Origin of the sequence: Pseudomonas sp. OF001, assembly GCF_904426495.1 — a bacterium.
GTDB lineage: Bacteria > Pseudomonadota > Gammaproteobacteria > Pseudomonadales > Pseudomonadaceae > Geopseudomonas.
On record NZ_CAJGBM010000056.1, the window covers coordinates 138152 to 161197 of the forward strand.

23 protein-coding genes, 4 tRNA genes and 2 pseudogenes are annotated in these 23046 nt (G+C 65.7%); 17 read left to right on the forward strand and 12 right to left on the reverse strand.

The annotated features are described in order from the left end of the window. Positions 1–88 precede the first annotated feature (88 nt). Positions 89–835 carry a spermidine synthase gene (locus tag RA210_RS19285; protein WP_201487695.1) on the forward strand — a complete coding sequence of 249 codons (747 nt, stop codon included), beginning with the start codon at positions 89–91 and terminating at the stop codon, positions 833–835. 233 nt (positions 836–1068) lie between these two features. After that, positions 1069–2788, forward strand: a pseudogene (locus tag RA210_RS19290) (DEAD/DEAH box helicase). 70 nt (positions 2789–2858) lie between these two features. On the opposite strand, the gene RA210_RS19295 reads toward RA210_RS19290, so the two are convergent. Continuing rightward, positions 2859–3626, reverse strand: a complete 768-nt coding sequence (locus RA210_RS19295; protein WP_201487697.1) for a DODA-type extradiol aromatic ring-opening family dioxygenase — start codon at positions 3624–3626, stop codon at positions 2859–2861. A 108-nt stretch (positions 3627–3734) separates the two neighbouring features. Here RA210_RS19295 and RA210_RS19300 point away from each other — a divergent pair, with 108 nt between their 5' ends. Further along, positions 3735–4391, forward strand: a complete 657-nt coding sequence (locus tag RA210_RS19300) for a thiopurine S-methyltransferase (RefSeq protein ID WP_201487716.1) — start codon at positions 3735–3737, stop codon at positions 4389–4391. Between the two features lie 38 nt (positions 4392–4429). On the opposite strand, the gene RA210_RS19305 is transcribed toward RA210_RS19300, so the two are convergent. The 4 genes from RA210_RS19305 to RA210_RS19320 form a co-directional block, all read right to left on the reverse strand. Next, the gene (locus RA210_RS19305; protein ID WP_201487698.1) at positions 4430–5080 is read right to left on the reverse strand and encodes a DUF2959 domain-containing protein; all 651 of its coding nucleotides are present in this window, start codon (positions 5078–5080) and stop codon (positions 4430–4432) included. Positions 5081–5181: 101 nt separating this feature from the next. Further along, positions 5182–6057 (reverse strand): protease HtpX, encoded by an 876-nt coding sequence (gene htpX, locus RA210_RS19310; protein WP_201487699.1) that lies wholly within the window; start codon positions 6055–6057, stop codon positions 5182–5184. A 90-nt stretch (positions 6058–6147) separates the two neighbouring features. After that, on the reverse strand, positions 6148–6600 hold the full coding sequence (locus RA210_RS19315) for a hypothetical protein (RefSeq protein WP_201487700.1): 453 nt from the start codon (positions 6598–6600) through the stop codon (positions 6148–6150). 49 nt (positions 6601–6649) lie between these two features. Continuing rightward, complete coding sequence (locus tag RA210_RS19320) at positions 6650–7861, reverse strand: pyridoxal phosphate-dependent aminotransferase (RefSeq protein ID WP_136490048.1); 1212 nt, start codon at positions 7859–7861, stop codon at positions 6650–6652. A gap of 168 nt (positions 7862–8029) precedes the next feature. On the opposite strand from RA210_RS19320, the gene msrB reads away from it, so the two are divergent. Further along, positions 8030–8425, forward strand: a complete 396-nt coding sequence (gene msrB / locus RA210_RS19325; protein ID WP_201487701.1) for a peptide-methionine (R)-S-oxide reductase MsrB — start codon at positions 8030–8032, stop codon at positions 8423–8425. 201 nt (positions 8426–8626) lie between these two features. Beyond that, positions 8627–9520, forward strand: a complete 894-nt coding sequence (locus RA210_RS19330) for an ATP-binding protein (protein ID WP_136490050.1) — start codon at positions 8627–8629, stop codon at positions 9518–9520. A 16-nt stretch (positions 9521–9536) separates the two neighbouring features. Here RA210_RS19330 and RA210_RS19335 read toward each other — a convergent pair whose 3' ends face one another. Next, the gene (locus RA210_RS19335) at positions 9537–10217 is read right to left on the reverse strand and encodes a glutathione S-transferase family protein (RefSeq protein ID WP_201487702.1); all 681 of its coding nucleotides are present in this window, start codon (positions 10215–10217) and stop codon (positions 9537–9539) included. A 272-nt stretch (positions 10218–10489) separates the two neighbouring features. On the opposite strand from RA210_RS19335, the gene RA210_RS19340 reads away from it, so the two are divergent. The 4 genes from RA210_RS19340 (at position 10490) to RA210_RS19355 (ending at position 10932) form a co-directional block, all read left to right on the forward strand. Beyond that, positions 10490–10565: transfer RNA gene (locus RA210_RS19340), tRNA-Glu, on the forward strand. A 5-nt stretch (positions 10566–10570) separates the two neighbouring features. Next, positions 10571–10646: transfer RNA gene (locus RA210_RS19345), tRNA-Gly, on the forward strand. A 67-nt stretch (positions 10647–10713) separates the two neighbouring features. After that, positions 10714–10789 (forward strand) — tRNA-Gly (locus tag RA210_RS19350). 67 nt (positions 10790–10856) lie between these two features. After that, positions 10857–10932: transfer RNA gene (locus RA210_RS19355), tRNA-Gly, on the forward strand. A gap of 94 nt (positions 10933–11026) precedes the next feature. Here RA210_RS19355 and RA210_RS19360 read toward each other — a convergent pair. After that, positions 11027–11437: a PA2817 family protein gene (locus RA210_RS19360; protein ID WP_136490052.1), complete on the reverse strand. Its 411-nt coding sequence runs from the start codon at positions 11435–11437 to the stop codon at positions 11027–11029. A gap of 154 nt (positions 11438–11591) precedes the next feature. Here RA210_RS19360 and RA210_RS19365 point away from each other — a divergent pair, with 154 nt between their 5' ends. From RA210_RS19365 to queF, 3 genes are all read left to right on the forward strand, one after another. Beyond that, the gene (locus RA210_RS19365) at positions 11592–12521 is read left to right on the forward strand and encodes an ABC transporter ATP-binding protein (RefSeq protein WP_201487703.1); all 930 of its coding nucleotides are present in this window, start codon (positions 11592–11594) and stop codon (positions 12519–12521) included. After that, positions 12522–13301: an ABC transporter permease gene (locus tag RA210_RS19370; RefSeq protein WP_136490054.1), complete on the forward strand. Its 780-nt coding sequence runs from the start codon at positions 12522–12524 to the stop codon at positions 13299–13301. It abuts the gene before it with no gap. A gap of 84 nt (positions 13302–13385) precedes the next feature. Further along, on the forward strand, positions 13386–14216 hold the full coding sequence (gene queF, locus RA210_RS19375; RefSeq protein ID WP_201487704.1) for an NADPH-dependent 7-cyano-7-deazaguanine reductase QueF: 831 nt from the start codon (positions 13386–13388) through the stop codon (positions 14214–14216). A 54-nt stretch (positions 14217–14270) separates the two neighbouring features. Here queF and RA210_RS19380 read toward each other — a convergent pair whose 3' ends face one another. Continuing rightward, positions 14271–14537: a DUF4404 family protein gene (locus RA210_RS19380; RefSeq protein WP_136490056.1), complete on the reverse strand. Its 267-nt coding sequence runs from the start codon at positions 14535–14537 to the stop codon at positions 14271–14273. A 207-nt stretch (positions 14538–14744) separates the two neighbouring features. Here RA210_RS19380 and RA210_RS19385 point away from each other — a divergent pair, with 207 nt between their 5' ends. From RA210_RS19385 to rssC, 3 genes are all read left to right on the forward strand, one after another. Further along, a complete protein-coding gene (locus tag RA210_RS19385; protein ID WP_136490057.1) occupies positions 14745–15446 on the forward strand; it encodes an MlaA family lipoprotein in 702 nt (233 codons plus the stop codon). Between the two features lie 191 nt (positions 15447–15637). After that, positions 15638–16828: a two-component system response regulator RssB gene (gene rssB / locus RA210_RS19390; protein WP_136490058.1), complete on the forward strand. Its 1191-nt coding sequence runs from the start codon at positions 15638–15640 to the stop codon at positions 16826–16828. Then, positions 16825–17307 (forward strand): anti-sigma factor antagonist RssC, encoded by a 483-nt coding sequence (gene rssC / locus RA210_RS19395; protein WP_136490059.1) that lies wholly within the window; start codon positions 16825–16827, stop codon positions 17305–17307. The genes rssB and rssC overlap by 4 nt, the downstream gene beginning before the upstream one ends. Positions 17308–17366: 59 nt before the next feature. Here rssC and tal read toward each other — a convergent pair whose 3' ends face one another. Next, complete coding sequence (gene tal / locus RA210_RS19400; RefSeq protein WP_136490060.1) at positions 17367–18296, reverse strand: transaldolase; 930 nt, start codon at positions 18294–18296, stop codon at positions 17367–17369. 118 nt (positions 18297–18414) lie between these two features. Then, positions 18415–19425 (reverse strand): tRNA dihydrouridine(20/20a) synthase DusA, encoded by a 1011-nt coding sequence (dusA, locus tag RA210_RS19405; protein WP_201487705.1) that lies wholly within the window; start codon positions 19423–19425, stop codon positions 18415–18417. A gap of 102 nt (positions 19426–19527) precedes the next feature. Between dusA and RA210_RS19410 the strand changes: the two genes are divergently transcribed. Next, positions 19528–20661 (forward strand): site-specific integrase, encoded by a 1134-nt coding sequence (locus RA210_RS19410; RefSeq protein WP_201487706.1) that lies wholly within the window; start codon positions 19528–19530, stop codon positions 20659–20661. Between the two features lie 7 nt (positions 20662–20668). Here the strand turns inward: RA210_RS19410 and RA210_RS19415 are convergent, their stop codons facing one another. Next, positions 20669–20950: a pyocin activator PrtN family protein gene (locus RA210_RS19415; protein ID WP_201487707.1), complete on the reverse strand. Its 282-nt coding sequence runs from the start codon at positions 20948–20950 to the stop codon at positions 20669–20671. A gap of 270 nt (positions 20951–21220) precedes the next feature. Next, complete coding sequence (locus RA210_RS19420; RefSeq protein ID WP_328821124.1) at positions 21221–21619, reverse strand: transposase; 399 nt, start codon at positions 21617–21619, stop codon at positions 21221–21223. Here RA210_RS19420 and RA210_RS19425 point away from each other — a divergent pair. Continuing rightward, positions 21620–22286 (forward strand): annotated as a pseudogene (locus RA210_RS19425) (IS5 family transposase); the annotation flags it as partial. Positions 22287–23046 lie beyond the last annotated feature (760 nt).

The following is a 23046-nucleotide window of genomic DNA, read 5'->3' on the forward strand; positions in this document are numbered from 1 at the left end:
CGCCCGCCGGGCCGATGGTTCCGATAGAGTCCCTGCATCGCCAGGGCGGCTCTGCTAGGATGCCGGGCCATTTTTCCGGGGGCACGAGATGAGCGACTACCAGCAGCTGGCCGAGGTGCACGACGACTACGGAGTGATCCGCGTGGTGCAGTCCGGCGACTACCGCTTCCTCGAGTTCGGCGACGAGGTCGAGCAGAGCTGCAGCTATGTCCCCGATCCGGCCTGGCTGGAGTACGACTACACCCGCGCCATGCTGCTCGGCGCGCTGCTGCCCGAGCGCGCCGAGCATGCGCTGTTCCTCGGCCTGGGCGGCGGCAGCCTGACCATGGCCTGCCTGAAGCACCTGCCGTTCGCCACGGTGGAGGCGGTGGAGCTGCGCCCCGAGGTGCCGCGCCTGGCCCGCGAGTTCATGGGGCTGGCCAGCGATCCGCGCCTGAGCATCCGCATCGGTGACGCCCAGGAGCGGCTGGACGAGTGCGCGCCGGCGGACGTGATCTTCTTCGACCTCTATACCGACACCGGGCCGGCGGCGGCGCACCTCGCTTGGGGCTTTCTCGAGGCCTGCCGCGCGCGCCTGCGCCCCGGTGGCTGGCTGGTGATCAACCAGTGGAGCACCGCCGACGGCAAGCCGCTGGGCGCGGCGCTGCTGCGCGGGTTGTTCCGCCGCAGCTACTGGGAGATCCCGGTCAGCGACGGCAACGTGATCCTCTTCATTCCGGCCGACGCCGGGCAGGAGCTGGACGAGGAGCGTCTGCGCCAGCGCGCCGCGGTGCTGGAGGGGGCGCTCGGCTATTCCCTGGAGCGGCTCATCGCGGCGCTGCGCCCGGCGAGCTGACGGGGCGGGACAAAAAGGGCGCGACTCGGCACACATTTTGCGTTATGATGCGCGCCGGCTTTGACACGCGCCCTTCCGGAACATCTTTTCCCGGGAGCGCTGCTTCTGCTGTGCGTCCGTCCCCACGGACATTTCTTGACGAACTATCCTTTCACGCGATTTCGCAAATCCCCGCCGACCAGGCTGCCAGGGTGACCCCACGGGTCTTGCTTTTGGCTGGCGCAGCGCTGGCCATGGGTCTTTGCGGATTACACGAGGCAAATACCCATGACCGAATCCATCGTTGGCGGCTTCGCCGCGCTCAATCTTCACCCGGCCGTGCTGTCTGCGATCACCGCGGTCGGCTATGAAGAGCCGTCCGCCATCCAGTCGCAGTCGATTCCGGTGATCCTCGCCGGCCACGACATGATCGGCCAGGCGCAGACCGGCACCGGCAAGACCGCGGCCTTCGCCCTGCCGATGCTGTCGCTGCTCGACCCGGCCCGTCGCGAGCCGCAGATCCTCATCCTCACCCCGACCCGCGAGCTGGCCCTGCAGGTCGCTGCGGCCTTCGAGCGCTACTCCAGCGACATGGGCAGCGTGAAGGTGGTGGCGGTGTACGGCGGCGCGCCCATGGGCCCGCAGCTCAAGGCCCTGCGCCAGGGCGCCCAGGTGGTGGTCGCCACCCCGGGCCGCCTGTGCGACCACCTGCGCCGCGACGAGAACCTGCTGAACAGCGTCCAGCGCCTGGTCCTCGACGAGGCCGACGAGATGCTCAAGCTCGGCTTCATGGAGGACATCGAGGCGATCTTCCAGGCCCTGCCGGAAAGCCGCCAGACCGTGCTGTTCTCCGCGACCCTGCCGGCGTCGATCCGCGCCATCGCCGAGCGCAACCTGAAGACGCCCAAGCACGTCAAGATCGCCAGCAAGACCCAGACCGTCGAGCGCATCGAGCAGGCCCACCTGATGGTGCATGCCGACCAGAAGCAGGCCGCCGTGCTGCGCCTGCTCGAGGTCGAGCAGTTCGACGCGCTGATCGGCTTCGTGCGCACCAAGCAGGCCACCCTCGACATCGCCGAGATGCTCGAGCGCAACGGCTACCGTGCCGCCGCGCTGAACGGCGACATCGCCCAGGCCCAGCGCGAGCGCGTGGTCGAGTCGCTGAAGAACGGCGTGCTGGACATCGTGATCGCCACCGACGTGGCCGCCCGTGGCCTCGACGTGCCGCGCATCACCCACGTGCTGAACATCGACATGCCGTACGACCCGGAGTCCTACGTGCACCGCATCGGCCGTACCGGCCGTGCCGGTCGCGAAGGCCGTGCCCTGCTGCTGGTCACCCCGCGTGAGCGCCGCATGCTGCAGGTGATCGAGCGTGTCACCGGGCAGAAGGTCGCCGAGATCAAGATGCCGGATGCCGAAACCGTGCTGGAAGCGCGTCTGCAGCGTCTGGCCAACAGCCTCCAGCCGCTGCTGGCAGACGCCGAAGCCAGCCGCGGCCAGGTCTGCGCCGAGCTGTGCCGTCGCCTGGAGTGCACCCCCGAGGTGCTGGCCGCCGTGCTGCTGGCCAAGCAGACCCAGGGCCAGGCTCTTGATCTGGAAGGCGTGCGCCGCGAGCAGCCGCTGGCCCCGGCTCCGGCCCGCGAGCGTGCGCCGGCTGGCGAGCGCGGCGAGCGTGGTGGTGAGCGCAGCGGCGAGCCGCGCGCCCGCCGCCCGATGGAGCCGCTGGCCGAAGGCCGCGTGCGCTGCCGCACCGCGCTGGGCAAGCGCGACGGCATTGCCGCCAAGAACCTGCTGGGCGCCATCATCAACGAAGGCAAGCTGGTGCGCGAAGCCATCGGTCGCATCCAGGTGCGCGAGACCTTCAGCCTGGTCGAGCTGCCGGAAGAGGGCCTGGAGCGCCTGCTCGGCCGCCTGAAGGAAACCCGTGTCGGCGGCAAGGCCCTGCGCCTGCGTCGCTACCACGAGGATTGATCCTGCGCTGACACGAAAACGCCCCGACTGGTTCGGGGCGTTTTTGTTTGTGCCGGCGAATTCCCGGCGCTCAGTCGAAGCGGTAGATGTCCATGGCGATGGTGGCCTTGCTGAACCCCTCGTACTCGACGCTGAAGGCGCCGCCGGCGCCGCGGGCGAAGAACAGCGGCAGCAGGTGCTCGTCGCTGGGGTGGCTGCGCACCGCCCAGGGGGCCTGCTGGCGGTAGTCGTGCAGGGCGGCCTCGTCGTCGGCGGCCAGATGCGCGACCAGCCAGTCGCGGAACTCGCGGGCCCAGGGCTCGACCGTGCCGGGGGTGGCGTCCCAGTCCAGTTCGCGCAGGTTGTGGGTGATGCTGCCCGAACCGATCAGCAGCACGCCGCGCGCCCGCAGGTCGCCGAGCAGGCGGCCGAGTCGGGTCTGCAGCGCCGGCCCCTGGCGGCTGGGCAGCGACAGCTGCAGCACGGGGATGTCGGCCTCGGGGTACATCAGCAGCAGCGGCACCCAGGCGCCGTGGTCGAGCGGGCGCTGCGGGTCGAGGTGCGCCGGCAGGTCGGCGTCCTCCAGCAGTTCGACGATCTCCAGGGCCAGATCGGGGGCGCCCGGCGGCTCGTAGTCCAGCGCGTAGAGCGCCGGCGGGAAACCGTAGAAGTCGTGCCAGGCCTGCTGGCGCGGCGCCGAGGTCAGGCGCAGGTCGCTGGTTTCCCAGTGCGCGGACACCACCAGGATGGCCCTGGGCCTGGGCAGCTCGCGGGCCAGGCGGGCGAGGGCGCGGCCGGTGTCGCCCGGCTGCAGGGCGACCATCGGCGAGCCGTGGGAAATGAACAGGCTGGGCAGCATGGGGTGTCTCCGGATGGCGATGTTGCTATCTTCGGCAGGCCAATGATCGAAATCCAGCATAAGTTTTCGACCATTGATATCGAATCCGGCAATCGAAGGGAGGCCCCGATGCACGAAGATTTCTGGCAGGCGCGCTGGACGCGCAACGAGATCGGCTTTCACCTCCGGGAGGTGAACCCCTATCTGCAGGCCCACTGGGCCAATTTGCAGCTGCCGGCAGGCAGTGAGGTGCTGGTGCCTTTGTGTGGCAAGAGCCTGGACATGCCCTGGCTGGCTGCGCAGGGTTGCCGGGTACTCGGTGTCGAGCTGGCCGCGAAGGCGGTCGGTGATTTCTTCGCCGAGCAGGGGCTGCACGCCACAGTCAGCAGCGACGGCGGGCTGCAGCGGCACGAGGCGGAGGGCATTGCGCTCCTGCAGGGGGACTTCTTCGCTTTGGCACCGGCGCAGGCCGCCGGCTGCAGCGGCTACTACGATCGTGCCGCACTGATCGCCCTGCCGCCGGAGATGCGTCGGCGCTATGTCGCTCACTTGCAGACACTGCTGCCCAGCGGCTGTCGCGGCCTGCTGGTGACCCTCGACTATCCCCAGGAGCAGATGGATGGTCCGCCGTTCGCGGTGAGTGACGCCGAGGTGCACGCGCTCTACGGGGAGGGCTGGCAGATCGAGCTGCTGGGTGAGTACGAAGTGCGGGACAAGAACTGGCGCTTCGTCGAGCGTGGCCTGAGTCGTCTGCACGAGCGGGTCTACCGACTGACCCGCCGCTGATCCGGGGGGGAAGGCGGGGCGCGGCGGCCCCGCCAGCCTCAGCCGGCGCTCTGCAGGCGGCGCACGAAGGCGTCGGATTCGTCGATGGCGCGCTGCATGTCGCGCAGCAACTGGTCGACGTTGCCCTGCAGGGTGCGGTACTCGCCCTTGAGTGCGCCGATGGCGCGGGCGTTGAGGTTGTGCTTGAGGAACAGCACCTGGTCGCGCAGCACGCTGAGCACCGGCTCGATGCGCCGTTCGGCGGTCTTCATGCGCTGGATCAGGCTGCGGTAGTCCTGGCGGGTGCGCGCCAGCTCGCGGGCGCTGGCGCTGCGCAGGCTGGCGTTGCTGTACTGCGCCAGTTCGCCTTCCCATTCGTCGAACAGCGCCTCGGCCACGTCCTCCACCGCCGCGATGCGCGCGCGCACTGCGTTGGCGCTGTCCTCGCTGGAGCGGTATTCGCTGTCCAGCGCCCGGTAGCGTTCCTCCAGCTCGCCGCCGTCGACCTGCACCACGCTGCGGTAGCGCTCCAGGGCGTCGCGGAACTGCTCCTTGGCCTCCTGCTGGGCGTCGCGCGCCGCCTCGACGCGGTCGACGAGGATGTCGCGCTTGTGCACGCCGACCTTTTCCATGGCGGCGTAGTAGGTGCTCTGGCAGCCGGCCAGCAGGAGCAGGGCGGCGGCAAACAGCAGGGGAAGGGGTTGGCGCATCGGGAGATCTCGCTGACGGATGACGGTGCCATGGTAGCGAGCGGACAAAAAAAGGGCGACTCGCGTCGCCCCCCAGTGTGAAACCTTGCTGCAGTCGCTGGTCAGCGGCCGCGCTGCATCAGTGCCTCGATGCGGTCTTCCAGCGGCGGGTGGGTCATCAGCAGGCCGGCCAGGCCGTGCTTGAGGCCGCCGTTGATGCCGAAGGCGGTCATGCTCGAGGGCATGTGCACCGGCAGGCCCTGTTCGGCGCGCAGGCGCTGCAGGGCGGCGATCATCGCGCCGGTGCCGGCCAGGTCGGCGCCGGCCGCGTCGGCCTTGAACTCGCGATGGCGCGAGAACCACATGACGATGATGCTGGCGAGGATGCCCAGCACCAGCTCGGCGAAGATGGTCGCGACGAAGTAGCCGATGCCGTTGCCTTCCTCGTTCTTGAGGATCGCCTTGTCGACGAAGGTGCCGAAGATGCGCGCGAAGAACATCACGAAGGTGTTCACCACGCCCTGGATCAGGCTCAGGGTGACCATGTCGCCGTTGGCCACGTGGCCGATCTCGTGGGCCAGCACGGCGCGCACCTCGTCGGGCGAGAAGCGCTCGAGCAGACCCTGGCTGACGGCGACCAGCGCGTCGTTCTTGTTCCAGCCGGTGGCGAAGGCGTTGGCCTCGTAGGCCGGGAAGATGCCGACCTCGGGCATGCGGATGCCGGCGTCGCGCGACAGCTGTTCGACGGTCTGCAGCAGCCACTGCTCGTGGCGGGTGCGCGGCTGGCTGATGATCTCGGTGCCGGTGCTCATCTTCGCCATCCACTTGGAGATGAACAGCGAGATCAGCGAGCCGGCGAAGCCGAACACGGCGCAGTAGATCAGCAGGCTGCCGTAGTTCTGGCCGGTGAAGCGATCCACCCCGAGCAGCTTCAGGGTGATGCTGGCGATCACCAGTACGGCCAGGTTGGTGGCCAGGAACAGCAGAATACGCATCATGATTTGAACCGTCTCCTTGCGGCAGAGTCGCGATGAGTCTAGGCGGCTATATAAGGCTGCCCCGGGGGGCAATTCAACCGCAGCGCTATTTCAAACTGTGTCGCCTGCGCCGCTCTGGCTCGGGGCGAACAGCCGGCGGGCGAGCTGGATGAGGCGTTCGCTGTCGCCGCTGGCCAGGCTCTCCTGCAGTTGCCAGGCGAGGGTGGCGTGCACGCGCAGCACGCTGGGCGGCAGATGGCTGTCGGTCAGCGCTGCGTCGGCGATGCGGCCGCTCAGGCGCAGGAAGCCCTTCTCGCTGAGTACCGCCTGCTCCAGCGCCTCGTGGCGGATGGTGCCTTCGTGGCGCAGGTAGCCTTCCTCGCCGAGCCACAGCAGGGTGCCCAGACAGCTCTGGTGGCGCACGGCGGGCAGGCCGTACTCGTCGGGCTCGTGGTAGCCGATCAGGTCGTCGATGTAGAGGGTGGTCTTGCGCGGGAAGGCCCGGTAGAGGGCGAGCAGGGCGCGGCTGGCGTCCTGGTAGAAATCGTCGATCTGCAGGTGCATGGCGAGGCTCGCACCCGCCGCCCGGAAGGGGCGGCGGGCCGGGAGTGGCTTACTGACGGTAGCCCTTGATGAAGTTGCCGATGCGGCCGATGGCCAGCTCGAGGTCGTCGACCCGCGGCAGGGTGACCACGCGGAAGTGGTCCGGCCACGGCCAGTTGAAGGCGGTGCCCTGGACGATCAGCAGCTTCTCGGAGAGCAGCAGGTCGAGGACGAACTTCTCGTCGTTGTGGATCGGGCAGACCTTGGGGTCGATCTTCGGGAAGGCGTAGAGCGCGCCCATCGGCTTGACGCAGCTGACTCCGGGGATGTCGTTGAGCAGTTCCCAGGCGCGGTTGCGCTGCTCGTACAGGCGGCCATGCGGCAGGACCAGGTCGTTGATGCTCTGGTAGCCGCCCAGCGCGGTCTGGATCGCGTGCTGGGCCGGCACGTTGGCGCACAGGCGCATGTTGGCGAGGATGTCGAGGCCCTCGATGTAGCTCTGCGCCTTGTGCTTGGGACCGGAGATGATCACCCAGCCGGAGCGGAAGCCGGCCACCCGGTAAGACTTGGACAGGCCGTTGAAGGTCAGGCACAGCACGTCCGGGGCCAGCGAGGCGGTGGAGATGTGCTCGGCGCCGTCGTAGAGGATCTTGTCGTAGATCTCGTCGGAGAAGATCACCAGGTTGTGCTGGCGGGCGACCTCGACGATCTGCTCCAGCACTTCCTTCGGATACACCGCGCCGGTCGGGTTGTTCGGGTTGATCAGCAGGATGGCCTTGGTGTTGCTGCTGACCTTTGCCTTGATGTCGTCGATGTCCGGGTACCAGTTCGACTGCTCGTCGCACAGGTAATGCACCGCCTTGCCGCCGGCCAGGCTGGTGGCCGCGGTCCACAGCGGGTAGTCGGGGGCGGGGATCAGCACCTCGTCGCCGTTGTTGAGCAGGGCCTGCAGGGCCATGACGATCAGCTCGGACACGCCGTTGCCGAGGTAGATGTCCTCGATGGTGACGCCTTCGATGTTCTTCTGCTGGCAGTACTGCATCACCGCCTTGCGCGCGCTGAACAGGCCCTTGGAGTCGCTGTAGCCCTGGGAGATCGGCAGGTTGCGGATCACGTCCTGGAGGATTTCCTCCGGGGCTTCGAAGCCGAACGGCGCGGGGTTGCCGATGTTCAGCTTGAGGATGCGGTGGCCTTCCTCTTCGAGGCGCTTGGCGTGCTTGAGTACCGGCCCGCGGATGTCGTAGCAGACGTTGGCGAGCTTGTTGGATTTGCTGACCTGCATGAGGGGACCCCGATATGACCCGCCCGCTTCGGCGCTGGCGCAAATCGTCCGGGGGGCGGCTTGGCAGGCGCAGACGCGGGTGACAGACTGAAAGCCACGCATCATACGACTGCCCCGTGCCCGGTGAAAGGGAAGGGGCGGGCTTTTTTCCAAGGCGAGGTGAATTACATGGACAAGGTCGAGAAACCGCTGGAGTCCTGGCGCGAGGAGCTGTCGGAAAGCCAGTTCCAGGTCTGCCGGCTCAAGGGCACCGAGCGGCCTTTCACCGGCGAGTACTACCACTGCACCACGCCGGGCACCTACCACTGCGCCTGCTGCGATGCGCCGCTGTTCGACTCGGACGCCAAGTACGACTCCGGCAGCGGCTGGCCGAGCTACTTCCAGCCGGCCTCCGCGGAGGCGCTGCGCCAGGTGGAGGATTTCAGCCATGGCATGCACCGCGTCGAGGTGCTCTGTGCGCGCTGCGATGCCCACCTCGGGCATGTGTTCCCCGACGGCCCGGCGCCGACCGGCCTGCGCTACTGCATCAACTCGGTGGCCCTGCGCCTCAAGCCCCGCGCCTGAGGCGGCCCGTCGCGGTGCGGGCCGGCTGGCGGGTCGGCATGGTTTCCAGCGTCTCGCGGCGCTGGCCTGCCTGGAGGAAGGGCGCCGGCTGAAGGGGATATCCATATACGAAGGGCGACGCTGTGTGGCTGCGGGTGGCGTGGCCGCCCGGTCGCCGGTGTCGGCGGCCGGCGCGTCGCCGTCATTTTCAGGGAGTCTTGCGTGGAAAGTCGTCTGAATGAATTCCTGGGGCGGGTCGAAGGCCTGCTCGAGCGCGTCCGGCCGTTGTTGCCCGAGCCGGTGCAGACCATCGACTGGGAGACCTGTCTGGCGGCGCGCTGGCAGCGCAACGGTAGTCATGGTGCGCTGCGCCCGCTCGAGGTGCGCCTCGATCTGCAGCTGCACGATCTGCTCGGCGTGGACCGTCAGCGCGAGCAGCTGGGGCGCAACACCCGGCAGTTCGTCGCCGGCCTGCCGGCCAACCATGCGTTGCTGTGGGGCGCGCGCGGCACCGGCAAGTCGTCGCTGGTGCGCGCCCTGCTGGCGGCCTACGCCGCCGAGGGGTTGCGCCTGATCGAGATCGAGCGCGATGACCTGGCCGACCTGCCGCGGGTGGTCGCCCAGCTCGCCGGCCTGCCGCAGCGCTTCGTGCTGTTCTGTGACGACCTGTCGTTCGACGCCGGCGAGGGCGACTACCGGGTGCTCAAGAGCGTGCTGGACGGCTCGCTGGAGCAGGCGCCGGAAAACGTGCTGCTCTACGCCACCTCCAACCGCCGCCACCTGGTTCCCGAGCGGCTGAGCGACAACCTCGACTGGCAGCAGGTGGACGGCGAGGTGCATCCCTCCGAGGCGGTGGAGGACAAGGTCGCCCTGTCCGACCGCTTCGGCCTGTGGCTGTCCTTCTATCCGTTCACCCAGCCGGAGTATCTGCAGGTGGTGCAGCACTGGATCGGCGTGCTGGCGGCGCGTGCCGGACTGGACTGGCAGTGGGACGAGGCGGTGGAGAAGGCGGCGATCCGCTGGGCCAGTGGACGCGGCAACCGCAACGGTCGCTGCGCCCAGCAGTTCGCACGGCACTGGGTGGGGCTCGCCCTGCTCGAGGGCGAGGCGCGCTGAGCGGGCCGGCGCTCGATCAGGCCGGGGTGGCGTTCTGCGCGCGGGCCAGCAGCTTGGCCAGCAGGGTGCACTCGTCCGGCAGCACGCCCTGCAGGCTGGCGCGCTGGCACAGGCGCGCGTACAGGGCGGCCAGGCCCGGCCAGCGCGCGGCGTCGATCGACTCGCCGCCGTGCTGGAGGTTGGCGATCTGGCAGGCGAAGGCCAGATCGGCCACGCTCAGGCGGTCGCCGACGAAGTAGTCGGCGCCGCCGAGGGCCTTCTCCAGATAGTCGAAGTGCCTGGGCAGCTTCTCGGCGAGAGCCTTCTGCACCGCCTCCTCGTTGCACGGCTTGCCCATGGTCGGGTTGAGCGCGCGGTTGAGGAACACGCAGAAGGTGGTCAGCGGCGCCAGCTCGTAGTCGGCGTACTTCTCCAGCCAGCGGATGCGCGCGCGCTCGACGGCGTCGCGGCCGTACAGGGCGGGTGCCTCCGGATACTGCTCCTCGATGTACTGGGCGATCACGCCGGAGTCGGCCAGGGTCAGCTCGCCGTCGCGCAGGGCCGGGATGCGCCCCAGCGGGCTGATCTCCATGAACCAGTCCGGCTGGTTGAACGGGGCGACGATTTCCAGCTGGTAGTCGAGACCCTTTTCCGCCAGCAGCAGGCGGACCTTGCGGACGAAGGGCGAGAGCGTGGCACCGTAGAGGATCAGGCTCATGGAGCGATTCCTTGTTGTGGTCGGAGGCATCGTTTATAGCATGTGGCCCGCGTTCGCCAAGCGGCTTCGCGATCCGCCGCAGTCGCTGCGAATCGTGTGCAAGCCATTGATTTGAAAAAAAATTCGAAACAGGGGTTGACGCCTGGGGAGGCGCTTTCTAGAATGCGCGCACTTCCGGAACGAAGCCCACGACGAAGCGAAAGCCGATTCGAGAGAAAGCCGGAAGGATTGGAAAGTGTGGCAGTCAAAAGCTGTTGTAAGTTCCAGGCCGCGTCCCCTTCGTCTAGTGGCCTAGGACACCGCCCTTTCACGGCGGTAACAGGGGTTCGAGTCCCCTAGGGGACGCCACTTTTGCGGGAATAGCTCAGTTGGTAGAGCACGACCTTGCCAAGGTCGGGGTCGCGAGTTCGAGTCTCGTTTCCCGCTCCAGTTTGCATCAGGCGCCACGCGCAAGCGGGGCGTAACTCCGGAGAGATCCGGAAGCCGTCAAGGCAATGCGGGAATAGCTCAGTTGGTAGAGCACGACCTTGCCAAGGTCGGGGTCGCGAGTTCGAGTCTCGTTTCCCGCTCCAGTTTGCACCAGGCGCCGCGCGCAAGCGCAGCGTAACCCCGGAGAGATCCGGGAGCCGTCAAGGCACTGCGGGAATAGCTCAGTTGGTAGAGCACGACCTTGCCAAGGTCGGGGTCGCGAGTTCGAGTCTCGTTTCCCGCTCCAAATCGAAAAAGACGCCACCTTCGGGTGGCGTCTTTTTTTGTGCGCGTTTTTTGCCGGCGCAGCCTCTCCCTTGTGGGGAGAGGCGGGCACGGCTTCAGTGGCGCGGGCTGTCGTCGGGCAACGCCAGCAGCTGCTTCTCGCGCTCCCAGTCGAACGGCTCGTCATTCTCCTCGGCGGCGAAGCGGCGCTCGTCGAGTTGCTGGTACAGCTCGATTTCCTCGTCGGGCATGTAGTGCAGGCAGTCGCCGCCGAAGAACCACAGCAGGTCGCGCGGCACCAGGTGGGCGATCTGCGGATAGCGGTGGAACACCTGGGCCATCAGTTCCTGGCCCAGGTAGATGGCGTCCTCGGTCTGGCGCGGCAGCTCGGCGAGCAGCTCGTCGAAGCGCTCGAGGAACAGCGCGTGATTGTCTTCCGGCACCTGCTCGGCCTCGCCCAGGGCGGCCAGGATGGTGCGCAGATGGGCGAGCAGGGCGAGGTGATGGTCGATATAGGAAGTGGCCATGGCAGAATCCGGCAGTGGAACGGCGGGCGAGTATAGCAGCTGGCCTTCGTGCGATTAGCGCCCGCAAATGCCCGCTCGCCGGTGCTCCGTGGTTGCATTTGCCTTCCCCAGCCCTTATCTAGTGCGCTCGAATTGTCGCGCGTGCCTCCTTTCAATGACTTCCGCACTGACCATCCGCCAGTTGACCAAGACCTACGGCAACGGCTTCCAGGCCCTCAAGGGCATCGACCTGGAGGTCGCCGAAGGCGACTTCTTCGCCCTGCTCGGTCCCAACGGGGCGGGCAAGTCGACCACCATCGGCATCCTCTCCACCCTGGTCAACAAGACCGGCGGCACGGTCGAGGTGTTCGGCCATGACCTCGACCGCGATCCCTCCGGGCTCAAGCGCTGCCTCGGCGTGGTGCCCCAGGAGTTCAACTTCAACCAGTTCGAGAAGGCCTTCGACATCCTCGTCGCCCAGGCCGGCTACTACGGCATCCCGGCGCGTCTCGCCGGCGAGCGCGCGGAGAAGTACCTCACCGAGCTGGGCCTGTGGGACAAGCGCAACGTGCCCTCGCGCATGCTCTCCGGCGGCATGAAGCGCCGCCTGATGATCGCCCGCGCGCTGATCCACCAGCCGCGCCTGCTGATCCTCGACGAGCCCACCGCCGGGGTCGACATCGAGCTGCGCCGCTCGATGTGGCGCTTCCTCACCGAGCTGAACCAGCAGGGCATCACCATCATCCTCACCACCCACTACCTCGAGGAAGCCGAACAGCTGTGCCGCAACATCGGCATCATCGACCACGGCCGCATCGTCGAGCACACCAGCATGCGCGAGCTCTTGATGAAGCTGCACGTGGAGACCTTCCTGCTCGACCTGCGCAGCCCGCAGCCGGCGGCGCCGCGCCTGGAGGGCTACCCGGTGAGCCTGGTCGACCCGCTGACCCTCGAGGTGCAGGTGGAGAAGAGCCAGGGGGTGAACGCGCTGTTCGCCCAGCTCGCCGCGCAGGGCATCGAGGTGCTCAGCCTGCGCAACAAGACCAACCGCCTGGAGGAGCTGTTCGTCTCCCTGGTGGCCAAGAATCTCGCCGGAGGCCAGTGAATGTCCGTTGAACTGCAAGCCAACTGGGTGGCGCTGCAAACCATCGTGCGCAAGGAAGTGCGCCGCTTCATGCGCATCTGGCCGCAGACCCTGCTGCCGCCGGCGATCACCATGGTTCTGTACTTCGTGATCTTCGGCAACCTGATCGGCCGGCAGATCGGCGATATGAACGGCTTCTCCTACATGGAGTACATCGTTCCCGGTCTGATCATGATGTCGGTGATCACCAACTCCTACGGCAACGTGGTGTCGAGTTTCTTCGGCACCAAGTTCCACCGCTCCGTCGAGGAGCTGATGGTCTCGCCGGCCTCGCCGCACGTGATCCTGGTCGGCTTCGTCATCGGCGGCGTGCTGCGCGGTCTGGCGGTGGCAGCCATCGTCACCGCGCTGTCGCTGTTCTTCACCCACCTGCAGATCCACCACGCGCTGGTGACCTTCGCGGTGATCCTGCTGGCGGCGACCATCTTCTCGCTGTGCGGGTTCATCAACGCGGTCTATGCGCGCAACTTCGACGACATCTCGATCATCCCGACCTTCGTGCTGACGCCGCTGACCTACCTGGGTGGGGTGTTCTACTCGATCCACATGCTGCCCGAGTTCTGGCAGACGGTATCGCTGGCCAACCCGATCCTGCACATGGTCAACGCCTTCCGCTACGGCATCCTCGGCGTCTCCGACATCCACATCGGTACCGCCATCATCCTGATGCTGCTGGCGGCGGCGATCCTCTACACGGTCAGCCTGCAGCTGCTCAAGCGTGGCGTGGGCATGCGCCAGTGACTCCGGCCGGATGGTCGCCGGGCGGGCTTGCCTTTGCCGCCCGCGGCCGTCAGGCTTCCACTTTTACGTTTGTCGAGTTTCGCAATGGCGCAAGACGTCCACCATTCCCCGCTGGGCAAGACCACCGAGTACGTGGCCGAGTACGCCCCCGAGCTGCTGTTCCCCATCCCGCGCGAGCCCAAGTGGCGCGAGCTGGGCATCGACCCGCAGGCGCTGCCGTTCCAGGGTGTCGACCTGTGGAGCTGCTACGAGCTGTCCTGGCTGAACGACAGGGGCAAGCCGCTGGTGGCCATCGGCGAGTTCGCGATTCCCGCCCATTCGCCCTGCATCATCGAGTCCAAGTCGTTCAAGCTGTACCTCAACTCGCTGAACCAGACCCGCTTCGCCAGCCGCGAGGCGCTCGCCGAGGTGCTGGCGCGCGACCTGTCGGCGGCGGCCGGCGCATCGGTGGCGGTGCGCGTGCGCACGCTGGACGAGGTGGCGGAGGAGGGCGTGGCACGCCCCGCCGGCGAATGCCTCGACGAGCTGGACGTGGCCATCGACTGCTACGGCCCGCCGGATGCCGGACTGCTGGCCTGCGATCGTGCGCAGGTGGTCAGCGAGACGCTGTACAGCCACCTGCTCAAGTCCAACTGCCCGGTCACCGGCCAGCCTGACTGGGGCACGGTGGTGATCGACTATCGCGGTCCGGCACTGGATCGCGCCGCGCTGCTGGCCTACGTGGTGTCGCTGCGCATGCACGGCGATTTCCACGAGCAATGCGTCGAGCGCATCTACCTCGACCTCAAGGCACTGCTCGCGCCAGAGCATCTCTGCGTGCATGCCCGCTACGTACGCCGCGGCGGCCTGGACATCAACCCCTACCGCAGCACCCATCCGGTCAATCCTGACAACCGCCGGCTGGTGCGCCAGTAGCCGGACAGGCGAAAGCCGACCGGTACGAGTCGGCCTCGTCGTCCTGTCGCCGGCTCAGATGCCCATGTTGGCCAGGGTCTGCAGGATCGAGCGCAGGCTGCCGGCCAGGGTGGGATGGCTGGCCTCGAAGCGCTCCACCGCCAGGTTGACCCCGTCCACCAGGCTGGCGTCCGGCTCGCTGGCGATCTCGCGAGCCAGCTGCACTTCGATTTCGCTCATCAGCTCGATCAGTGCGGCCCTGTCCTCATCGTTCAGAGGCGGATCTTCGGCCAGCTGGTCGCGCAGGTCTTGCAGTTGCTGCTGGAGTTGGCGTGCGGGCATGACGTGGTTCCTTTTGCGGTGGAGGGGTGGCGACACTGCGGCCGTCCCGTGTTTTCAAGACTAACCCACCGCGCGAGCTCGCGGGTGATCGGCGTCAAGCGCCGCGGGTCGGCAGTGGCTGCAAGAAATCGCGGCAGGCGTATACTGCGCGGATGGTAAGTGGCCGGCCAAGAGGGCTGGTCGTGTGGAAGCACGAGGAGAAGGTACATGCGCGATCGTTGCGCTCGTTGGCTGAGTCGTTCGGCCGGTCTGCTGGCTGTGGCCGGCCTGGCGCTGCTGCCTGCCGTCACCCAGGCCAGCGAGGAAGATCCCTGGGAGGCTTTCAACCGCCCGGTCTTCGTGTTCAACGATACCCTCGACATCTGGGCGCTCAAGCCGCTGGCGCGGGGCTACCAGGCCGTGACGCCGCAGTTTCTCGAGGACGGTATCGGCAACGTGTTCGCCAACCTCGGCGAGGTCGGCAACTTCGCCAACAACAGCCTGCAGGGCAAGTTCCACGCTGCTGGTGTCGACACCGCGCGTTTCCTGATCAATACCACCGTCGGCGTGGGTGGCTTCTTCGACGTGGCCCGCCACGCCGGCCTGCTGCGCAACGACGAGGACTTCGGCCAGACCCTGGGTGCCTGGGGCGTTTCCTCCGGCCCCTATCTGGTGCTGCCGTTCTTCGGCCCGAGCTCGCCGCGCGATGCTTCCGGGCTGGCGGTGGACAGCCTGCACTCGTTCTATCGGGCCATCGACCATGTGCCGACGCGCAACACCACCCGTGCCGTCGACGTGGTGGATACCCGCGCCGAGCTGCTGTCGGCCGAGAAGGTCGTCACCGGCGACAAGTACGTGTTCATTCGCAACGCCTACCTGCAGAACCGCGAGTTCAAGGTCCAGGATGGCCAGGTCGAGGACGACTTCTGAACCTGGCTGCCTGACGGGAGCTGTCGCCGTGCGGCATCGGGCCGCTGCAAGCAGCCATGTCGGCAGCCGGCCCCCGGCTTGAACCCCGCAGCCGATGCGAGTAGTGTCGCGCCATAGATCGGCGGCCCCGGCCGCCGCTGTGATCAAACCGAGTTTCGAGCCGCCCGCGGCGCCGTTTGCCTGGATGATTCATGCACACAATCAGTGCCAAGCTGCTGGTCATTGATGACGACGACGAGGTTCGTGCCAGCCTGCACAGCTACCTCGAGGATGCCGGATTCTGTGTACTGCAGGCTGCCACTGGCAGTGCCGGTCTGCAGTTGCTCGAACTCGAGCGCCCCGATCTGGTGATATGCGACCTGGCCACGCCGCAGCTCGACGGGCTGGAAATGATCCGCCAGATCGCCGAGCGCGACTGCGAGGTGCCGGTCATCGTCATTTCCGCCGCCGGGGTGATGAGCGACGCTCTCGAGGCCCTGCGCCGCGGCGCGGCCGACTATCTGGTCAAGCCGCTGGACGATCTGGTCATGCTCGAGCATTCGGTGCGCCGCGCGCTCGACCGCGCGCGCCTGCGCCAGGAGAATCGCCGCTACCGCGAGCGTCTGGAGGCTACCAACCGCGAGCTGCAGGCCAGCCTGAGTCTTCTCCAGGAAGACCAGAACGCCGGGCGCCACGTGCAGATGAACATGCTGCCGGTGACGCCCTGGGAGGCCGGCGAATTCCACTTCGCCCACCAGATCATCCCGTCGCTCTACCTGTCCGGCGACTTCGTCGACTACTTTCGGGTCGATGAACGGCGGATCGGCTTCTATCTGGCCGACGTCTCCGGGCATGGCGCCTCCTCGGCCTTCGTCACCGTGCTGCTCAAGTTCATGACCACGCGCCTGCTCTACGAGTCGCGCCGTCACCGCAACCGTCCGCTGCCCGAGTTCCGTCCTTCCGACGTGCTCGGCCACATCAACCGCGGTTTGATCAACTGCAAGCTGGGCAAGCACGTGACCATGCTCGGCGGAGTGATCGACGAAAGCACCAACACCCTGACCTACAGCGTCGGTGGCCACCTGCCGCTGCCGGTGCTCTACTGCGATGGTCAGGCGCGTTACCTGGAAGGGCGAGGCCTGCCGGTCGGCCTGTTCGAGGAGGCCACCTTCGAGGATCGCGAGCTGCAGCTGCCCGAGCGCTTCAGCCTGACCCTGTTCTCCGATGGCATCCTTGATCTGCTGCCGGGCGACACGCTCAAGGCCAAGGAAGCCATCCTGCCGCTGATGGTCGGCCAGGCCGGCGGCAGTCTGGAAGGGCTGCGCCAGGTGTTCGGGCTGGCCAACCTCGGCGAGATGCCGGATGATATCGCCTTGCTGGTGCTGAGCAGGAAGTTTGCATGAGTACGGGTAAGATCCAGTTTGCCGAGCAGGATGGCACCTTCGTTCTCAAGTTTGTCGGTGAAGTGCGTCTGACCCTGTGCTCGGCGCTGGATGCGACCATCGAGAAGATCTTCGGGGCGCGCAATTTCTCGTCGATCGTCATCGACCTGACGGAAACCTCGAGCATCGACAGTACCACCCTCGGCCTGCTGGCCAAGCTGTCGATCCTCTCGCGGCAGAAGGTCGGCCTGCTGCCGGCGCTGGTGACCACCAATCCGGACATCACCCGCCTGCTCGAGTCCATGGGCTTCGACCAGGTGTTCAACATCCTCGGTACCCCGGTGCCCTGCCCGGACTGCCTGAGCGACCTGCCGGCGCAGGATGTTTCCGAGGAGCTGGTCAAGGCCAAGGTGCTCGAAGCACACCGCATCCTCATGGGGCTCAACGAGCACAACCGCGAGGCCTTCCGCGACCTGGTGACGGCGCTGGAGCGACACTGATCCGGCCGTGAATGAAAAAGCCGACCTGAGCAGGTCGGCTTTTTTCGTTGCAGGGGGACTCAGGCCTTGCTGGCCAGCAGCGCCTCCAGCTTCTCCTGGTCGCGGGCGAACAGGCGGATGCCCTCGGCCAGCTTCTCGGTGGCCATGGCGTCCTCGTTCATCTTCCAGCGGAAGGCGCGCTCGTCGAGGCTCTCGCGGGCTTCGCCTGCGGCGCCCTCGGCGCAGAGATGGCGGGGCAGTTCGCCCTGGTCGTCGGCCAGCTGCTGCATCAGCTCGGGGCTGATGGTCAGGCGGTCGCAGCCGGCCAGCTGCTCGATCTGGCCGATGTTGCGGAAGCTGGCGCCCATCACCACGGTCGCGTAGCCATTGGCCTTGTAGTAGTTGTAGATGCGCGTCACCGAGCGCACGCCGGGATCCTCGGCACCGACGAAATCGCGGCCCTCGGCCTTCTTGTACCAGTCGTAGATGCGGCCGACGAAGGGCGAGATGAGGAACACCCCGGCATCGGCGCAGGCCTGGGCCTGAGCGAAGGAGAACAGCAGGGTCAGGTTGGTCTGGATGCCGTCGCGTTCCAGCTGCTCGGCGGCGCGGATGCCTTCCCAGGTCGAGGCGACCTTGATCAGCACCCGCTCGCGGCCGATGCCGGCGGTCTCGTACAGGCCGATCAGGCGCCTGGCGCGCTCGATGGTGGCGGCGCTGTCGAAGGACAGCCGCGAATCCACCTCGGTGGATACCCGGCCGGGGATGATCTGCAGGATCTCGCTGCCCACCGCCACCGCAAAGCGGTCGCAGGCCAGGCCCAGGTCCTGCCCGGCGCCGGCGATGGCCGCCTTGAGCTGACCCTCGTAGCGGGGCAGGGCGGCGGCCTTGAGCAGCAGCGACGGGTTGGTGGTGGCGTCCACCGGCTGCAGGCGGGCGATGGCGTCGAAGTCGCCGGTATCGGCGACCACGGTGGTGTACTGCTTGAGTTGCTCCAGCTTGGATGACATCAGACGAAACCCTGTCGTTACAGATCATCCGACATTAACCGAGCTGAGCCCCTGTGCTCAACGCCATTTCGGTGACGCCGGGCAAGGCGCAGGCGTATTTTCGCCGGTGCGCAGTTGGTCAGTGGCTGCCGAGCAATTCGATGGCGTGGTCGAAGACCCCGAGCGGATCGTCGCTCTTGTGCACGTCCACCGACAGCACCTGGCGGAAACGCCGCGCCCCCGGGAAGCCCTGGGCCAGGCCGAGCACGTGGCGGGTGATGTGGTGCATGGCGCCGCCCGCGGCCATGTGCCGCTCGATGTAGGGACGCAGCTGGCGCAGCACCTCGCCGCGGCTGGGCACCGGGCGTTCGATGCCGAACAGCTGCTGGTCGACCTCTGCCAGCAGGTAGGGGTTGTGGTAGGCCTCGCGGCCGAGCATCACGCCGTCGAAGGTCTGCAGATGGGTCTGGCACTCCTCCAGCGTCTTGATCCCGCCGTTGAGGACGAACTCCAGGTCGGGGAAGTCGCGCTTGAGCTGCGCCGCCACTTCGTAGCGCAGCGGCGGCACCTCGCGGTTCTCCTTGGGCGACAGGCCCTCGAGGATGGCGATGCGCGCATGCACGGTGAAGCTGCGGCAGCCGGCCTCGGCCACCTGGCCGACGAAATCGCACAGCTCGGCATAGCTGTCGCGGCCGTTGATGCCGATGCGGTGCTTGACCGTCACCGGGATGCTCACCGCATCCAGCATGGCCTTCACGCAGTCGGCGACCAGCGCCGGATGGCCCATCAGGCAGGCGCCGATCATGTTGTGCTGCACCCGGTCGCTGGGGCAGCCGACGTTGAGGTTCACCTCGTCGTAGCCCCATTCCTCGGCCAGCCTCGCACAGGCCGCCAGCTCGACCGGCACGCTGCCGCCGAGCTGCAGCGCCAGTGGATGCTCGCTCTGGTCGTAGCCGAGGAAGCGCTGGCGATCACCATGCAGCAGCGCGCCGGTAGTGACCATCTCGGTGTAGAGCAGAGTGTTCCGGGAGAGCAGGCGCAGGAAGAAGCGGCAGTGGCGGTCGGTCCAGTCCATCATCGGCGCAACGGAAAAGCGGCGGGACGGCTCAGGCCGCGTGACTGCTGGGTTTGAGGCTGATTTTGATAGCATTCTTGGATGTCTGATTCTGGCCCGTTTTGCCCCGTTTTTGCTTGTTTTTTGAGGGGCGTTGCTACAATGTAGCAAATCAAAAGGGTCATGTAGCAAATCGAAATGGGCACGATCACATCGCGGCGCCGCAAGGACGGCACCACCGGCTATACGGCACAGATCAGGATCATGCGTGATGGCGCGAAAGTCTATCAGGAAAGCCAGACCTTCGATCGCAAGCAGACTGCTCAGGCCTGGATTAAGCGACGGGAGACCGAGTTGTCAGAGCCCGGTGCGCTCGAGCGCGCCAATCGAAAGGGAGCGACGGTCAAGGAGATGATCGATCGCTATCTCGACGAGTATGAGCGGATCAGGCCGCTGGGCAAGACGAAGCGGGCGACGCTGAAAGCGATCGGTGAGACCTGGCTGGGCGAGGTTCTCGACCAGAACATTACCAGCCAGATCCTGGTCGATTACGCGCGATGGAGGCTGGAGCCTGCCGGCGGAGCGATCAAACCGCAAACCATCAATAATGACCTGTCGCACCTTGGCTCCGTGCTATCGGTAGCCAAGCCCGCATGGGGCTATGAAGTTGACCCTCACGCCATGGGGGACGCGCGCAAGGTGCTGCGCAAGTTGGGCATGGTCGCCAAGAGTGCCGAGCGGGATCGTCGGCCGACGAAGGTAGAGCTTGATCGCCTACTCGAGTATTTCTTCGAGATGCAGCAGCGCCGCCCGAGTTCTATCAATATGCCCAAGGTACTGGCATTCGCCTTGTTTTCCACCCGCCGCCAGGAGGAGATCACCCGGATCCGCTGGGACGATCTCGACGAGCGCCGGCAGGCGGTTCTGGTGAGGGACATGAAGAACCCTGGCCAGAAAGTCGGCAACAATGTGTGGTGTCATTTACCTGACGAAGCTTGGGCTATCCTGCACAGCATGCCGCGCAGCTGCCCTGAGATTTTTCCCTACAACGGTGATTCGATCTCCACTGCGTGGACCAGGGCATGCAAGTTCCTCGGAATTGAAGACCTGCACTTCCACGACCTTCGCCATGATGGAATCAGTCGACTGTTCGAGATGGAGTGGGACATTCCGCGAGTTGCCAGTGTCTCGGGACATCGGGACTGGAATTCGCTGCGCCGTTACACACACTTGCAAGGGCGGGGTGATCCCTACCAAGGGTGGCTCTGGTTGGAGAAGATCATCGCTGCCCCCGTCGTGCTCGGTGCTCGGGAGACTGCGAAGGCGAGCTGATGCCTGCTCAGCGGGTCTTGTGCGGCGTCCGGCCATGGAGTCTGTCGTTCTCGGCGAGTGCTTTTTGGTGCTGGGTATCGAGATACTGGGCGAGGTCGTTCAGGTGTACCCCGCGCGCGGCTTTCTGGCTGCCTTCCATCCGCACGATTGGCAGGTCGATTTCGCCAGCCATCACTTTGCGCAGCAGTTTCTCCGGCGTAAGGTGACGAAAATAGTCTGCGCATATCTTATCGAGCGGAATGATAGCCTGGGCGTTGTACTGAGCGAGCAGAATCAGAGTCGTGTTCATTGTTGGTTCGGTGTGCGTTTGAACTGATAAGTAGACTCTGCAGGAGATGCTTCAGTATGTGTTGAGGGTAATTGAGTTTTTTGGCGCATTACCCAAGTCGAGCGAGGCTACAACCACTACCGAGGGCTATCCGGTTAACTTATTAAGCCGTTCGGCAAGCGCAGCCTGCTCGGGCGCGTGATTCGCCATAGCTGCTGTTGCCCCGGTTGAACACAGCCACCAGATACAGGGTGTCGGCCTCGCTGGCATCGCTCCCCCTCATGCAGCAGATCAGCTTGTGCCAGCGATCCATGCTCCCCGACAGGTTGTAGCCGAGGTACGACTTGCCGTGCTTCTTCGTCCAGCGTGCCTCGACATCCTTTTGCCGGCGCTTGGCTGGTCACCCACTCGACTGGCATCGCCAGCTCCTTCACCACGAACCTGCTCATCGGCTGTGTTGTGCTGGGTCGGTGTGCGAACGATGCTGGCATCGATGATCTGCCCTTCGCGTGCCTGGGAGCCTTGCGCCTGCAACTGGAGTTGTGCCTCGGCACAGATCTGATGCTCGACATTGGCCTGCACCAGACGTTCGTGAAAACACCAGATCGTGTTGCGGTCCGGAACCCGGCCGGAGTGCTTCAGTCCGGCAAAGTGCTGGAAGCTCATGCGGTCGAGCAGTTGGAACTCCATTTGCTCATCGGACACTACCCGAGAGGCGAAGGTGGGCGTCCGGCCTACCCGCTGGCTGCCATTCTGCGGGTGCACCTCATGCAGAACTGGTTCGGCTACAGCGATCCGTCGACGCGACCATCATCCATGCGCCCAGCTCGACCAAGAACAAGGATGGCAAGCGCGATCCGGATATGCACCAGACCAAGAAGGGCAACCAGTACTACTTCGGAATGAAGGCATACATCGGCGTCGACGACGACTCGGGGCTGGTGCACAGCGTGATCGGCACGGAGGCCAACGTCGCTGACGTCACCCAGGTCGACAAATTGCTGCACGCGAAGAGTCGTATGTCTGCGCGGACGCCGGCTATACCGGCGTCGAAAAACGCGCCGAGCATGAGTGCAGCAAGGTCATCTGGTCGGTTGCCGCTCGCCGCAGTATCTACAAGCCGCTCGGCAAGAGCAGCCTGCTCGGGCGCATGATTCGCCAGATCGAGAAGGCCAAGGCCCAGACGCGAGCCAAGGTTGAACATCCGTTCCAGGTTATCAAGTGCCAGTTCGGCTACACCAAGGCGCGTTTCCGTGGGTTGGCGAAGAGCACGGCTCAACTGGTCACCCTGTTTGCCCTGTCGAACCTCTGGATGATGCGGAAACGACTGCTGATGGCGGGTGAGGTGCGTCTGTGATGCAGGCAGTAGCCCACAGGGTGCTCGTGAAGGGCAAGGAATAGCGTCGGAGCGCTGAGATAGCCGGCGATTGACGTAAGAGACCTTCGTTTTTCGGCTTGCCGGGCAGGGCGAAGACGGAAGTCGGGACTATTTCAGACCTTCCCTAGCCGCGGGTGCGTAAAAAGTACACTGAGAATACTTTTCGCGCACTCTGCGTCTCTGAAATGACCTGACTTCGTTTCTTTGTGAAAACGAAAAGATGGCGCCCTCAAAAAAAAGCATCGAAAAGTACACTGAGAGCACTTTTAAAGCACTTTGCGATTCCTGCAACGCCATCCCCGTTAACAAGCCCTGCGCATCACGAACTCCCCCCATGGACAGGAAAAATGCTGTCCGAAGCGGGCCGTAAAAAGCCTTTGAGTCAATGGAGCAGTTTGGGGGGTTGGTCGCTTAGTAAAATGGGGAGCCCATCCGCCCTATATATAATGGACCGAGTGGGGGGGTCGGTCGCGTAGCGAGCATCAGCGAGAAGCGCTTCGGGAAAAACACCTAGCTACCCACCGGCCCTATATATAATGGGCCGCCCCCCCCGGTCAGACCATTAGGAGACCCCTAATGGGCCGGGTGGGGGGGTTAGTCCATTGGATAGATTGTAGTGGTCAAGCCATCCCGGACAGTGGGTTAAGTTTTTTCTCGGCCACGGCGGGCGGGAGTCCGTCGTTGGCTTGATGCGGCCTGATCCAGTTGTACCGATACATCAGGTAATGACTGATATCAC